The organism is Streptomyces sp. NBC_00490 (genome assembly GCF_036013645.1).
Lineage (GTDB): Bacteria > Actinomycetota > Actinomycetes > Streptomycetales > Streptomycetaceae > Streptomyces > Streptomyces canus_F.
Map to the genome: position 1 here is coordinate 9,675,271 of NZ_CP107869.1, position 13,173 is coordinate 9,688,443.

The window sequence follows — 13,173 nt, forward strand, 5'->3', positions numbered from 1 at the left end:
GCGGGTGGCGGAAGCCGCTCAGGGGGCTCGCGGTTCGCTTCCGGGTGTCTCGCTCGTGTGTGTGGCCGGCAGACTGTCAGGCGCGGTCGTCGTGCTGATCCCCTTCGAGGCTTCGGCACTGCGAAGATCAGCCGGTGGCTCACCGCCGGTCGACAGCCACACGGAGCCCGCGGATCACATAGCCCCCTATCTCGTCCTGGAACGTGACGCGGGGCGGAGTGAGCATGCGGATGCCCTCAAGGGCGAAAAGGTGACCGAGGAAGACGTTGGCCTCCATCAACGCGATGTCGGCGCCGGGGCAGCGGTGCGGTCCGTCGCCGAAGGACAGGGCGGCCGCGTATCGGCCGGTCGTCGTCGGCCTGCCTGGCCGGACCGCTGTGGGGGTGTCGCCCACGGCCGCCGGGTCGGTGTTCGCCTCGTCCACGAAGATCTCGACGAGCGCGTCACCGGGCACGGTGACCGGCCCGTCGGTGCTCGGCAGACGCAGGGCGCCGGTGGTCCTCCGCTTGAGGCGGGCGACCGCGGGCTCCAGGCGCAGGAGTTCGTGAATCACCGCCAGGCGTTCGCTCTCGCTCCCGGTCATGTAGCGCTCGCGCAGCGCGGCATCCGTGAACAGATGCCATGCGGCGACGCTGATGAACTCCCGCGTGGTGACCATGCCGGCGGCGGCGTAGGTGAGGCACTCGCCGAGGATCTCGGCAGAGGAACAGCCCTCGGCGATCAGGTGCGAGATCAGGTTGTCCGCGGGCCGTTTGCGGTGGGCGCGGACGGCTGGGCGGACGTCGGCGAGGTAGATCCGCAGCCAGTTGCTGTTCTGGCGGAACAACCAGTAGATCCCGTGCCAACTGGTCAGCCCGGGCCTGCCGAATTCCTCGGGGAAGAAACGCTCCAGCCGACGCTGGATCCCGCGTCTGCCACGGGTCAGGCCGATCACCTCGCACGCCACATCGATCGAGACGCCGAAGGTGAGGTCCTCCAGCCACGCCTCACCCGCGCTCTGCAGGGTGTCGAGGTGCCGGCGCGCGATGCGCTCGGTCAGTTCCCGGTAGTGCTCGTCCACGCGGCGGGGTGTGAAGTAGCGGGCGGTCTGCCGGCGGTGTTCGCGGTGCTCAAGCCCGTCGCGGTACAGCACGGGCCGCCGGATCCGAGCGGGCAGCTTCTCCACGGTCTCGATCCCGAGGCCCGCCTGCACGGTGTCGGTGCTGCGCAGAACGGCACGTGCCGCGTGATAGCCGCGTACCTGCCACGTGCCGTCGTCCCCGCGGTCGATCGGGCAGACGGGCTCGGTGCGATCCCTGCGAATCTTGCGTGCGTCGTCGGCTCGGTCCATCGACTGCTGCCTCCGTCGTCGTGTCGACACCCTGGTGGGAGGAGCCCGCTGTCAGGCATGTGCGGCCAGACTTCACGATGGCCTGCCCGTGACGCCAGTGCCTCGTCCGCCAGGGACCGTGGCTCGTCCTCGACGCCCGGGCCGTGCTCCCGCCGGAAGCCCGGAGCTAAGGAGCGGTGGGCTGCTGCGGGGAGCGGAGTACGAGCAGGGTGATCTCGCTGGGGGCGAAGATGCGGAACGGCGGGCCCCAGAAGCCGGTGCCGCGGCTGGTGTAGAGGAGGGTGCGCGTGCCGTGGTGGCTGAGGCCGGCGACGACGGGCTGGTCGATACGGACCAGGTGGTGGAAGGGCCAGATCTGGCCGCCGTGGGTGTGGCCGGAGAGTTGCAGGTCGATGCCCGCGTCTGCCGCCCGGTCGACGAACTTCGGCTGGTGAGCCAGGAGCAGAACGGGGAGATCGGGATCGGCGCCGTCCAGGGCTCCGGCGAGGTGGGCGCGATGGCCGGCCAGGCCGGAGGATTCGGCGGTGACGTCGTCCACGCCGGCGACCACGAGGGTGTCGCCGCCACGTTCGAGCAGCAGATGGCGGTTGCGTAGCGGTTCCCAGCCCAGCTCGTCCATCAGGTCGACCCAGCCCTGTGCCTCGCTGTAGTACTCGTGGTTGCCGGTGACGTAGACCCGGGCCCGGGTGGCCTGCACGGTGGCGAGCGGAGCAGCCTGGGCGCGGCGGCGCTCGGCCGTGCCGTCCGCGATGTCGCCGGTGTGGCAGACGAGGTCGGCCTCCAGTGTGTTCACGACCTCGCAGACCCGTGCCGACCAGCGGGCGCGGTCGAGGGGGCCGTAGTGCGTGTCGGTGATGAGAGCGACACGGGTGCCGTCCAGCCCGGCTCCCAGGCGCGGAAGCCGCAGGTCCAGTTCACGTACGCGGGGTACGCGACGGGCCTCGGCGTACCCCCAGGCAAGGAGTACGACGGCCACAGCGAGGACGGTCCACGTCACGATGCGGGCCCGATCCTGTCCGTCCCCGACACCGGCCACGGTCAGGGCCGGCCGCAGCAGGACGCCGAGCAGAACGGACCAGGTGAACAGGACCCAGCTGCTGCCCAGCAGGGTGTCACCTATGATCGCCGCCCAGTCCTGTTGGCGCCGGCCATGGCCGCGCATCATCGCGAGAGGCATACCGATCAGGCCGATGACGAACAGGGCGGTGCCGACCAGAGTGACGGGCAGTGGCCAGTGCTGCCCGGAGTACAGCAGCACCCAGCAGGGCACAGCCCACAGCAGGACGGGTGCGACCAGGGGGATGTAGCGCATCAGCCGGTGCAGTCGGCTCGGTCGAGCCGCTTGCGCTTCATCGTCTGCCGGGCGGGTGTCGCTGGTGTTGGTCACGCTGCTCCTCCTGATGCTCCGTCCCTTGAATCATGCCTCTTGCGGTGCCGGATGGCGGACGGAGCGGTCGTCGTACCGGAGGCCAGGCCCTGGCTTTGGCGTGATCCGTCGCTCATGCCCCGATTCTGGTGTGGCCTCAATTGCGAGAGGTCCCCGCGAACTCACCGAGTCGGCGGGGCTGTTGGAAAGTTGCGCGCGCGGTTCACGCAGAGGGGCCAAACCGAGCCCATCGCGCGGGGGAAGAAGGCGCAACGCATCCCGGGATCCGCCCCGAAGCGCATCCACCTACGTGAGAGCGGCCAGCCCTACGAGATAGCCAGGACCACACCCCGCACCCCACGCGCGCCCTCACGGACCTGCCGCACGCGGTGAAGACCGGAGACCTCAGTCGCCGAGTTCCGTTCCGCACAGCGTGGGCACGACGGTCTCCGGGTCGCCGCTGAGGGCCGTGGCCGTGACCCAGCCCGTCTCGCCGCTCTGGAGGGCCAGTTGGACCCAGACCGCGCTCGTCCTGCCATGGGCGGTGACCTCTTCGCCCTGACGCGAGCAGAGCGCCGGGTAGTCACCGCCGACTGCAATCGTACTGAGCACGGTGCCGGCGGTGTTCGGCTCGGAGCGGACCGGGGCGGAGGCCTCGCCGTGGACGGTGGTGGTGCCTGTGGGTGAGGGATCCGTCGGTGACGGGGAGGGCTCCTGGTCCTCGGACGGGGACGGGCTGGTCTCCGTCGGGGAAGCCCCATCGGCGGGGGCCGCGACGTAGATCGTTGCCGCTTGCCGCCCGCTCGCGGTGACCTTGTCGCCCGGCCCGGGAGACCCGTCCCCGGCCGGAGGCAGCTGCACCGAACCGTCCGGGACAGTCGTGGGGACGACAACGCGGGTGACCGTACCCTCCGACACGTCCGCCGCCTCGGAGGCGTACTGCACCTGCAGGCAGGCGGATGACAGCTTGGCCACGGTGTCCGTCACGGAGTCCCCGGCGGACACCTCCGGCAGGACGAGAGCGACGTCACCGGAGTCCGCGCAGGAGGACGCCGACGCGCTCGGTACCGGCTCGTCCTGCGGTATGTCGGAGATCGTCAGCCTGCTGCCCGGCTCGGCATCCGTCATGTCGATCCGGAGCTCGCCGCCCCGTGCCACCGCGAGTTCCTGGCCGTCGAGCGCCGGTTCGACCCGGCGGTCCGTCCGCACCAGATAAGCGGCTTCGACAAGGCCCTGTTTCGAACTGACGTACCGGAAGATCGCGGTGAGATAGCCTTCGGGGCTGACTGCGAACTGGTGTTCAACTCCCGTGTCCACCGAGAAGACCCCGATAGGAGTGACAAAGGATCGACCTACGCTAAAGGTGATCTTCCCTGATGAATCCAGTGTGAATGTCACCGGCGAGAATGTTGGAGTGAAGGAGACCGACGCATCGGAATCCTCCTCACACCCCGCCGCTCCCAACAGGCACAGCAACATCACACCAACTATGGGCAGGCAGAGCAGCTTTGATCGCACCGCACGCATGATTCCCCCGATTCCCCCGTGCACGCATATCGGCTCACGCATCGTAGCGTCGCGAATCTAGATCCCACCATGAATGTTACTGATTCTCGACCGACCGTTTAAATCTTTCGAATTCGAGATCGAGACAACAAGAAAGGGAATCTTGATCCCTGGCTGGAGGGCGCGCGGAGCGGTTCACGCGGGGCCGAACCGAGGCCATCGCGCGGGCAGCGGACGACTCGATTCCCCAACAGCCCTACGCCGGACCCTGTCATGCTGAGCAGGTTCGAATCGATCCGCAGCACACCGTGGAGGTTCTGATGCGTGCAGGCGTCGTCATCGCCGCGCAGCCCGGTGTGGAGGATCTGGCCGTGCGGGCCGAGGAGTTGGGCTTGCACAGTTTCTGGGTCAACGACACCCCGCTGGTCCAGGGCGACGCCTTCGTCGCCTTGAGCCTGTGCGCGAAGGCAACCAGCCGCATCAGGCTCGGCATCGGCGTGACCTCACCGGCGCTGCGTTCGGCCCCGGCCGCCGCGAGCGGGCTCGCAGCCTCAACGCCCTGGCACCGGGCCGGATCATCTGCGGAGTCGGCACCGGAAACGCTGCCCGGCGCGCCCTGGGCATGCGGCCGACCACGGCGGCTCAGCTGGAGAACTTCACTGCCGCACTGCAGGACCTGTGCGCCGGACGTTCGACCGAGTACCGCGAAGGTGACCGGGTGCGCGACATCCGGTTCTTGCACGCCGGGGCGCACGTGAACGCCGCCGACCCGATCGAGTTCGTCGTGGCCGCGCTCGGGCCGCAGGCCGCCGGCCTCGCCGGCCGTCGCGGCACCGGCCTCATCTCCTTCGGACTGCTGGACCCCGCCGCTTGGCAGGCACTGCGTGATACCCGCCGCCACGCCGCCCAGGGCGCACCTCGCGGCCCCGACTACGTGGTCACCTCGCTCCACCTGCTCGACGAGAACGAGGACCCCCACGGCGACGCGGCCCGGGATGCCACGGGCCACCTCGTCCTGTCGCTGCTGGCCTACGCCGCGGACACGGCCGCCGACACACCCGCCTTCGCCGACCAACTCGGCCCCGGCGAACGCGAGGCCGTGCGGCTCCTCCTCGACCGGCGCGGCACCACCGCCCCCGCGCCGGACCGGCACACCAAGCTCTACGCCATACCTCGGACGCATCGCACCACAGGACCGGGACCTCGTCCTGCCCTCGCTCATGAACGCCCTGGCCCTGGTCGGCACCCGCGACGACCTCCTCGCCCGTATCGCCGCCCTGGAACACGCCGGAATCGACGAACTCCTCATCCAGCCCGTGATCGACCCACCCGCCGAGATGGCCCAGCTCGCGAAACTCCTCACGTCCGACGCGGCCCGAACCGAATGACGGCAATCGCCGCCGCTGTCCTCACCCGGGAGACCAGCCCTAAGCCAGCGAGATTCACCTCTGGGATCTCGCCGGCGAAACGAACGGTAAATACGCGTACAGCGAGCGTCACTTGCTCTATGAAGAGTGCCGCCCGGATCCCGCTGTGCACAGTTCCCTCAGCCCCAACCCCGGCCAGGTAGGAAAAGTATCCTCGCGCTACGACGAGATAGATGGTGATGTCGTCGCCGCTGACCCTTGGCCCGTAAATCTTCTGCATGGCCGTGCAGTGAGTCGTGGAAACTGCGACCACGTCATGCGGAGCTTCTTCTCCCCACTCGCGACACCAATTCTTGACCACTCAAATAATCTGCGGAAGATGTCCGGTTTGTAAGTCGCTGCTCGCCACGAGGGGGACCATAGCCCCATCTGTCTTCAGGTGCTCCGAGCCGGGTTCCATCACGTGGGGCCAGAGAGCCGGAGCCCGACAGTGGGGACCGGCAGGAGATCGTGGAGGTCTCGTCAAGACGCTGCCCCCGCAGTTCCAGGACCTCGAGCAGCGCAAGACCTGGGAGGCCGCCGGAGCCGTCGGCCAGACGCCCGAGAAATCCTCCGACAGCGCACCGGCCACGACACCCCAGCCAGTTCCGCATGCCCTCGGGTGTGGAGGGTGGTTCGCCGGCCACAGGCCTTCCCTCTGACCAGCGTCTTCGGTGGGCTCCCCAACAAGCGGACGCTGGTGTTCGCCCCGTCCACTGGTTCGCTCCTCGCCTACGAGGAAGAGCTGACCGGCGATCCGGGCGCCCTCAATGTGAAGACGCCGGCAGTCATCGACTATGCGACATTCTTGACGGCCGAGCGCACGCCGTAAAACGGAGTGCGGTACTCGATTTCGCGGGGCCACGGAGATCGCGCGAGTCCTCACGCGTACCGATGCGGAGCTCAGCGGCCTCTATGCCGGGGCTGTTGCCCGCCTCGTCTGAGTCACCGTGGGCCGCACTCGGTCAGCGTGGAGGCGAGGGCCTCGGTCGCGTCCACGAGTTCGTTGTCCTGCTCGGCCAGGAGACGCGGGATGATGCCGCGCTGGGCGTGCACGGCCCGGCGGGCGGCCGACTCCCACTCGACGTGGTCGCCGTGGCGGCGTCGGAGCTTGGGGAAGGCGGCGGCAGTGGTTTCCCATTGCCGGGCGCCGGCGATGTTCCGCAGCAGGCCCAGGATCTGCACGCGGCACGACGTCTGCGGGCGCTGGGCCAGGTCCCACAGGAAGGGGACCGTGATGGCCGTTGCCTGTCCGACGACGAAGCCGTGCCGGCAGATCCGGTGCCGCAATCGGTCCAGCGCGTTCTGCGAGGCGGACTTGTCGCCCGAGGCGATGGCGGCGAGCAGGTAGGGGATAGCGGCGGCGGATCCCGACGAGTCCTCGATGTCGCCCCAGGAGACGAGACCGACGTCGCGGAGTGTGGTGGTCTGCTGCGGTTGAGGCGCGGTTCTCTGACCGTTTCGGGGCTCGGTACGCGGCTTCATGCCAGGCGCGCCCCTGTGGGCAGCATGGCCCAGACGGTCTTGTACCGGGGTGTGTGGCGGGTCCAGCCCCAGTGCTGCGCGAGGGCCTCCACGATGAACAGGCCACGGCCGTGTTCGCTGAGCGCGTTCGGCGCCTGCGTCGTGTGCGGAAGTCCGTCGCCCTGGTCGGTCACGGCACACACCAGGTGGGCCGTGCGGCGCGTGAGACGCAGCCACACCTCCGACTCGGCGTCGTCGAGGGTGTCGCACCTCCGGCCATGCAGAACGGCATTGGCGGCGAGTTCGGAGACGACGGTCAGCGCGTCGTCCCGGCACTGACCCAACCCCCAGTCGCCCAGGACGCGTTCGGTGAACTCGCGGGCCTGTGCGCATCCCTCGCTGCTGCCGGGCAGGCGCAGGGTGGCGCTTCTGCCGGTGGGGCGCGAGACAGGGGCGAGGGCCGCGGCCCGCTGTGCCGGGAGCACGGCCGGGCCAGACCAGGGTGCTGGGCGCGCGGGTTGCGACACGGCATCTCCTGAGGTGGCGTCAGGACGTCAGATCGGGGCGCCAGCACGGATGTTGGCGACGGGGTTATTATCCACGTCGACAGCCAGTCCGTGCAATTTCACGAGAAATTGCACGCTTGGATCGAGCCAGTCATGCGCGAGGAGACCGCAGTGTCATCAGTTCCGAATGGGGTGCAAGCGAGTTCACTGGAGGTCCGCTGGACCAAGAGCCGCCACAGCAACGCCGAAGGCAACTGCGTCGAGGTGGCGTCCCTGACCGGGGGAGGCGTGGCGATGCGCAACTCCCGTGATCCGCACGGACCCGCGCTCATCTACACGTCCGCCGAGATCGCGGCCTTCCTGGCCGGTGTGAAGGACGGTGAGTTCGACGACCTGGTGTGACAGGTGATGCGCGCCGTCCGTACCCGGCGCGGGCCCGGACATGCGCACAGCGGCCAACCGGTGCGATAATGCAGGCTGTTGCCTTCTGCCCACCGGGAGTCAGGATGCCCTCCGAGTCGCCTCGCGTCTCCCGTCTCGAGCCGTACCTGCAGCGCACCGAGCCCGCACCGACCTTGCTGAAGATGCTGGTCGGCGTGCAGTTGGCGGGCCTGCGCGAGGATGCGGGCATGGCGCAGGAGCAGGCGGCGCGGGCCGTGGGGTTCAGCCCGGCGAAGCTGTCCCGCATCGAGGCGGGCAAGGGCCGCCGTCCACCTACCGAGGACGATGTCCGCGCGCTGCTGGACTTCTACAAGACGGAGGAGTACGAGGCGTCCGTCCTGCTGCAACTGCTGCGGCGGGCCGGTGAGCCCGGGTGGTGGCAGCGTTTCGACAAACGGTTGATGCCGGAATGGTTCGACCGGCTCGTCGGGCTGCAAGAAGCGGCCGATTTCATCCGTACGTTCGAGATTCAGTACGTTCCCGGACTGCTGCAGACGCCGGCCTACACGCGCGCCGTCGTGGAGCGCGGTCTGCCCGGAGCCCCGAGCCGCGAGGTGAACCGCCGCGTGGAGCTGCGTACGAAGCGGGCGGAACTGCTGGGGCGGCCGGACGCGCCGCAGTTGTGGGCGATCGTCGACGAGTCGGTGCTGCTGCGGGTCCTGGGCAGCCGCGAGATCATGCGCGAACAGCTGGAACACCTCATCACCATGGCCGAGCAGAGGCATGTCGTCGTGCAGGTCGTCCCCCTGGACGCGACCAACGCGTCCGCACCGGCCATCCCGGTCACGTACCTGCGCTTCGGCGGCCTCGATCTCCCGGACATCGTCTACCTGGAGCACATCAGGAGCGCCACGTTCCTGGAGGACCGTGACGAGACCGAGCAGTACCGCGTGGCGCTCGACCAGCTGGCCGACGACGCGCTCAGCCCCCGAGACTCCCTGGACCGTCTGCGCGAGACCGTCAAACAGCGCTACGGGGGCCAGTGAGCCGGTGCCGCTCCGTCACAGGATGCGACCGCACCCGCCGAACTCGACCCATTCCTGGGTCAGCTGACGCGGCGCCACCTCGGTGTCGGGCCGCCAGGTGGACACCTCCACCAGGCCGGGCTCAAGGATCTCCAGCCCCTCGAACCACTGCGCGACGTCCTTCTCCTCGCGCACCCGACCCCAGTGCCCCTGCGTGGCCTTGTCCATGAAGTCGGTGACGAACTCCCGCACCTTGGGGTCCTCGCTGACCAGTTGGCACATCACCAGGCAACTGCCGGGCACGAGCCGCTCGGTCACCCGCTTCACCACCGCGAGCGGACCTTCCGTGTCGCTGTCCGGAATGCAGTGGAACACCGAGTTGAACAGCACGCCCACCGGCTGCGAGAAGTCGATCAGCCGCTGGGTGTCGGGGTGGGAGAAGATCCCGTCGGTGTCGCGCAGGTCGGCCTGGATCACGGCCGTGCGGTCGTTCTGGTCCAGCAGGGCCCGGCCGTGCACCAGAACCATCGGATCGTTGTCCGCGTACACCACGCGTGAGGTGGGATCGATGCGCTGGGCCACCTGGTGCACGTTGTTCTGCGTGGGCAGGCCGGACCCGTGGTCCAGGAACTGCCGGATGCCGTACTCCTGCGCCAGCGTCCCCACCACCCGCTGCAGGAAGCTCCGGTTGTTCAGCGCCAGTGCCCGGGTGCTGGGCACCACCTTGTCCAGTTCCTCGCAGGCGGCACGGTCGACCGCGTAGTTGTCCTTGCCGCCCAGGTAGTAGTCGTACATGCGCGCGGCCGTCGGAACCGTGGCGTCGATCTTGGTGGACAACCGCTTCCCGGACTCCATTGTCTCCCCAGTTGTGTCCCGCACCGAGCTGACCGGTGCATCAGGCAATACATCCTAGGGACAAGGCACTTGGCGCATCCACAGTCTCTACAAAGTCCCGTCCGCCGCGGCCGGTACCGCAGCCGATCTGTCCGTCGCAGGCCGCGTCTGGGATGCTGAAGGCCAGGCTGGACAGGGGGGTGGACGGTGTTTACGGAACCTATGGCGCGAGCTGTTGTAGAACCTGCGGTACTCCAGCTGCTACGGCGGTACCCCCGTGGCAGGTCGCACGCCACGACGGTCTCGTTCGGCGGGGACGACTTCAGCATGTGCGCCCACGTTCGGGCGCAGTGGGCGGCACCCGGACAGGTGAAGATCGCACTGGCCTGTTGGGTCGTCAACATGGACACCGCGCGCTATATCGGTGGCAACCCACCTGCCGAGAAGGAGATGTTCCTGCCGCCGGAAGGCACGGCGCAGTGGGACGAGGACCTGACCAGCCGCGTGATCGGCCACCTCGCAACTCGTATGAACGCTCTTGCCGCCGCTCGGCCGACCACCGACGAGCACCTCACCATCACCGTGCCTCTCGTCCTGACGTAGTCCGTCGGCGGCGGCTGTTTCGAGCGCGCGGCACCGTGCCGTCCGCGCCGCTCGGGCTTCTTGACCGGACATCCTGCGTCAGGACGGCTGGTTGTCCCACGTGTCGTTGGTGTGCGGGGCATCCTTGGTGAAGGGACTGTCCACGAACGCGACCAGGGCCATGGTGTCGGCGTCGGGTTCCTCCTTCGCCGGCCGATGGGTGATCGTTTGGGGCAGCATCACCAGCGCCGTGGTCCCCTGTTCCTCGTGGGAGGGGCGTAGCTGAACGCGGATGCCGTGTCGGTCGGCCAGTCGGCCCACCACGAAAAGGCCCATGCGCTGGGAGAGCGCGGCGTCGACGGTGGGCGGGTCGGCGAGGATGCGGTTGATGTCCGCGAGTTCGTCGTGGGGCAGGCCTATGCCCTGGTCGTGAATCTCGAGGATGGTCCGGCCGTCGGGCAGCCGTGCGGCGGTGATGTGGACCGGGACGTGCGGGGAGGAGAAGGCCGCGGCGTTCTCCAGGAGTTCGGCGAGCAGGTGGACCAGGTCGTTGATGGCGCGGCCGTCGATCTGGGCTTCCGGGATGCCGGAGAACTGGATGCGCTCGTACTGCTCCACTTCCGAGACCGCGGCACGGACGACGTCGACGAGAGGCATGGGCTGGTCCCACTGCTGCGCGGGGCTCTCGCCGCTGAGCACCAGGAGGTTCTCGCCGTTGCGGCGCACTCGTGTGGCGAGGTGGTCGAGGCGGAAGAGGTTCTCCAGCTGGTCGGGGTCGGCTTCCCGGCCCTCCAGGTCGGAGATCATGGCGAGTTGGCGCTCGATGAGGGGCTGGCTGCGGCGCGCCAGGTTGCCGAGGATGGTGTTGATGTTGGCGCGCAGCAGGGCCTGTTGAGCGGCGAGCCGGACGGCTTCGCGGTGGACGTGGTCGAAGGCGCGGGCGACTTCGCCGATCTCGTCCGTGGTGGTGATGGGGATGGGTTCGACGTCGGAGTCGACCCGGCCCGGGATGGCGCGGGTGAGCTGGGTCAGCCGGTCCGGCAGCCGCTGTGCGGCGATGGCGTGGGCGGAGGCGCTGAGGCGGCGCATGCTGGTGCTCATCGTGCGGGCCACCCAGTTCGCGAGGAGAAAGGCGAGGAGGATGGAGGCGAGCACGAGCGCTGCGTTGACGATGGCGTCGTCGCGGGCGTCGTCGGCGATGTCATGGGCTTCGGACAGTGCGGTGCCGGTGAGGTACACCTCGACGCTGCGATAGGCGTCGAAGCTGAGGGTGGAGGCGGCGAAGAACGTCGCGGGCGTGATGCCGCGCTCGGTGAGTTGTGTGGCTGTCGCGCCGGAGGCGATGGCGCTGGTCATCGAGTCCAGACTCGGCGGGGGGACGAAGGTCCGCCCGGCTGCCTCGGCCTGCGTCCGGGCCGCTGCGATCTGCTGCCGCCCCTTCACCTCCGCGTTCGCGAGCGCCTTGCGCAACCGGGCCACGTCGTCGGTGCCGGCGAAGCCGGCGTACTCCTGCAACGCGACCTGCTCGAGGTAGACGTAGGAGCTGAACGAGGCGAGCTGGGACTGGAGTTCACCCTGGGCGAGCTTGCTGCGGTCCTCGACGAGGAGGTGCGTGCCAATGGCGCGGATCAGCGACTCGGCCGCCTGGGTGAGTGAGATGGCGTACAGGGTGCGGCCGAAGGTGGCCTGGCTGCTGATGCCGAAGCCCAGTTCGTTGGAGATCTCCATCAGCGGGTGCTGGACGGCGTGGTAGCTCTCCTCGGTCTGCACGCCGGTCACGCTGGCGGTGAAGGCGTTGGCGCGTACCGCGGCGAGGCGCTTCTCGCCTGCGCGGACGAGTTGGACCCGGCGCTCGAGGCTGGCGGTTCTCGGCATGCGGGCGACCGCCTCGTCGAACCTTTCTGCGTCCTGGTCGGTGATCTTCCGGGCCTTGGCGACGGTGTCCGAGTCGCGCTCGCCTTTCACCAACGGGATGACGGAGACGTCGCGTTCGTTGATGGCGTCGCTGGCGTAGGTGTTCGCCGCCTGGACCAGTTCCGCCACGCGGACCGCGTCCTTGGCGGTCTGCCAGGTGTCGACGGAGCGCTTGACGCGCACGCCGCCGAGGACGAGGGCGACGAGGACCGGGATCAGCAGGATGGCCTGCAGCTTTTGGGCCACACGCAAGTTGCGGGCATTGAATCTTCGGCCCGTGGCAGTGGGGGTGTGCGACACGGTCGTCCTATCGGCTCGGATCCGCCTCGTGTTCGACACTCTCCACAACGAGACGGTCACAGTGCGTTGTTCAGATCGGATCGTTCCGATGTGTAGCACTCTGCTTCCGCTGTTGAACTGGATTTCACTGAAGCGGTACGCAGTTGAGCTTTCAAATGACAGATAGGGGGCGGCTTCTGGAGTGCACCCTGCTCGGGGGCTTGGCCGGCTCGACTGCGTCAACGGTGGACCGGGCGGACGTCCGGCCGCTGTTGTCAGCGTCCTCGCGGACTGCCAGCGGCCGGACACCCCGACGGTTTGATGGTGTCCCGCCGCCGTTCGCGTCCCGATGCGGCTCGCCACCGCCTGGCGCACGAGCGCCAGGATCCGCTCCCGTGGCTGCTCTCGGCGGGCGACGCCGATCTGCAACAACGCTTCGTGGACACCGAGGCCATGACCCGCGGTGGCGCCTGGCGGGACTGCTTGAGCGATACGGATCGGAAGCCACGCGCCCTCGCAGCTTCCGTCCCGGGCGGCGCTGGCGAAGGCGACGGACTCAGTCGATGCGGCACCAGCCGGC

12 protein-coding genes and 1 pseudogene are annotated in these 13,173 nt (G+C 68.7%); 5 read left to right on the top strand and 8 right to left on the bottom strand.

The features are described 5' to 3' along the window. Nucleotides 1–139: 139 nt before the first annotated feature. The 3 genes from OG381_RS44095 to OG381_RS44105 form a co-directional block, all read right to left on the bottom strand. Entirely contained in the window at nt 140–1,330 is a 1,191-nt protein-coding gene (locus OG381_RS44095; RefSeq protein WP_327721617.1) for a cytochrome P450, read from the bottom strand. Between the two features lie 166 nt (nt 1,331–1,496). Next, on the bottom strand, nt 1,497–2,717 hold the full coding sequence (locus tag OG381_RS44100; RefSeq protein ID WP_327721618.1) for a metallophosphoesterase: 1,221 nt from the start codon (nt 2,715–2,717) through the stop codon (nt 1,497–1,499). Nucleotides 2,718–3,101: 384 nt separating this feature from the next. Further along, entirely contained in the window at nt 3,102–4,013 is a 912-nt protein-coding gene (locus tag OG381_RS44105) for an SH3 domain-containing protein (RefSeq protein ID WP_327721619.1), read from the bottom strand. A gap of 509 nt (nt 4,014–4,522) precedes the next feature. Here OG381_RS44105 and OG381_RS44110 point away from each other — a divergent pair. Beyond that, nucleotides 4,523–5,590: pseudogene (locus tag OG381_RS44110) on the top strand (LLM class flavin-dependent oxidoreductase). Here the strand turns inward: OG381_RS44110 and OG381_RS44115 are convergent. Then, nucleotides 5,562–5,849 (bottom strand): hypothetical protein, encoded by a 288-nt coding sequence (locus OG381_RS44115; RefSeq protein WP_327721620.1) that lies wholly within the window; start codon nt 5,847–5,849, stop codon nt 5,562–5,564. The pseudogene OG381_RS44110 and the gene OG381_RS44115 overlap by 29 nt on opposite strands. A gap of 390 nt (nt 5,850–6,239) precedes the next feature. Here OG381_RS44115 and OG381_RS44120 point away from each other — a divergent pair, with 390 nt between their 5' ends. Next, nucleotides 6,240–6,440 (top strand): hypothetical protein, encoded by a 201-nt coding sequence (locus OG381_RS44120; protein ID WP_327721621.1) that lies wholly within the window; start codon nt 6,240–6,242, stop codon nt 6,438–6,440. Nucleotides 6,441–6,553: 113 nt separating this feature from the next. On the opposite strand, the gene OG381_RS44125 is transcribed toward OG381_RS44120, so the two are convergent. Next, complete coding sequence (locus tag OG381_RS44125; protein ID WP_327721622.1) at nt 6,554–7,093, bottom strand: hypothetical protein; 540 nt, start codon at nt 7,091–7,093, stop codon at nt 6,554–6,556. Next, the gene (locus OG381_RS44130) at nt 7,090–7,557 is read right to left on the bottom strand and encodes an ATP-binding protein (protein WP_327721623.1); all 468 of its coding nucleotides are present in this window, start codon (nt 7,555–7,557) and stop codon (nt 7,090–7,092) included. The genes OG381_RS44125 and OG381_RS44130 overlap by 4 nt, the downstream gene beginning before the upstream one ends. 192 nt (nt 7,558–7,749) lie before the next feature. Here OG381_RS44130 and OG381_RS44135 point away from each other — a divergent pair, with 192 nt between their 5' ends. Then, entirely contained in the window at nt 7,750–7,980 is a 231-nt protein-coding gene (locus OG381_RS44135) for a DUF397 domain-containing protein (RefSeq protein ID WP_327721624.1), read from the top strand. 104 nt (nt 7,981–8,084) lie between these two features. After that, complete coding sequence (locus tag OG381_RS44140; protein ID WP_327721625.1) at nt 8,085–9,005, top strand: helix-turn-helix domain-containing protein; 921 nt, start codon at nt 8,085–8,087, stop codon at nt 9,003–9,005. Nucleotides 9,006–9,020: 15 nt separating this feature from the next. On the opposite strand, the gene OG381_RS44145 is transcribed toward OG381_RS44140, so the two are convergent. Then, nucleotides 9,021–9,839, bottom strand: coding sequence for an SAM-dependent methyltransferase (locus tag OG381_RS44145; protein ID WP_327721626.1), 819 nt, complete (start codon nt 9,837–9,839; stop codon nt 9,021–9,023). A 306-nt stretch (nt 9,840–10,145) separates the two neighbouring features. On the opposite strand from OG381_RS44145, the gene OG381_RS44150 reads away from it, so the two are divergent. After that, nucleotides 10,146–10,421, top strand: coding sequence for a hypothetical protein (locus OG381_RS44150; protein ID WP_327721627.1), 276 nt, complete (start codon nt 10,146–10,148; stop codon nt 10,419–10,421). Between the two features lie 78 nt (nt 10,422–10,499). Here OG381_RS44150 and OG381_RS44155 read toward each other — a convergent pair whose 3' ends face one another. Next, the gene (locus OG381_RS44155; RefSeq protein WP_327722713.1) at nt 10,500–12,560 is read right to left on the bottom strand and encodes a sensor histidine kinase; all 2,061 of its coding nucleotides are present in this window, start codon (nt 12,558–12,560) and stop codon (nt 10,500–10,502) included. Nucleotides 12,561–13,173: the final 613 nt, after the last annotated feature.

Excerpts from the sequence above, each read along its gene's own strand:
- OG381_RS44095 (WP_327721617.1), bottom strand. The coding sequence starts at position 1,330 with ATGGACCGAGCCGACGACGCACGCAAGATTCGCAGGGATCGCACCGAG.
- OG381_RS44115 (WP_327721620.1), bottom strand. The coding sequence starts at position 5,849 with ATGCAGAAGATTTACGGGCCAAGGGTCAGCGGCGACGACATCACCATC.
- OG381_RS44125 (WP_327721622.1), bottom strand. The coding sequence starts at position 7,093 with ATGAAGCCGCGTACCGAGCCCCGAAACGGTCAGAGAACCGCGCCTCAA.
- OG381_RS44140 (WP_327721625.1), top strand. The coding sequence starts at position 8,085 with ATGCCCTCCGAGTCGCCTCGCGTCTCCCGTCTCGAGCCGTACCTGCAG.
- OG381_RS44145 (WP_327721626.1), bottom strand. The coding sequence starts at position 9,839 with ATGGAGTCCGGGAAGCGGTTGTCCACCAAGATCGACGCCACGGTTCCG.
- OG381_RS44150 (WP_327721627.1), top strand. The coding sequence starts at position 10,146 with ATGTGCGCCCACGTTCGGGCGCAGTGGGCGGCACCCGGACAGGTGAAG.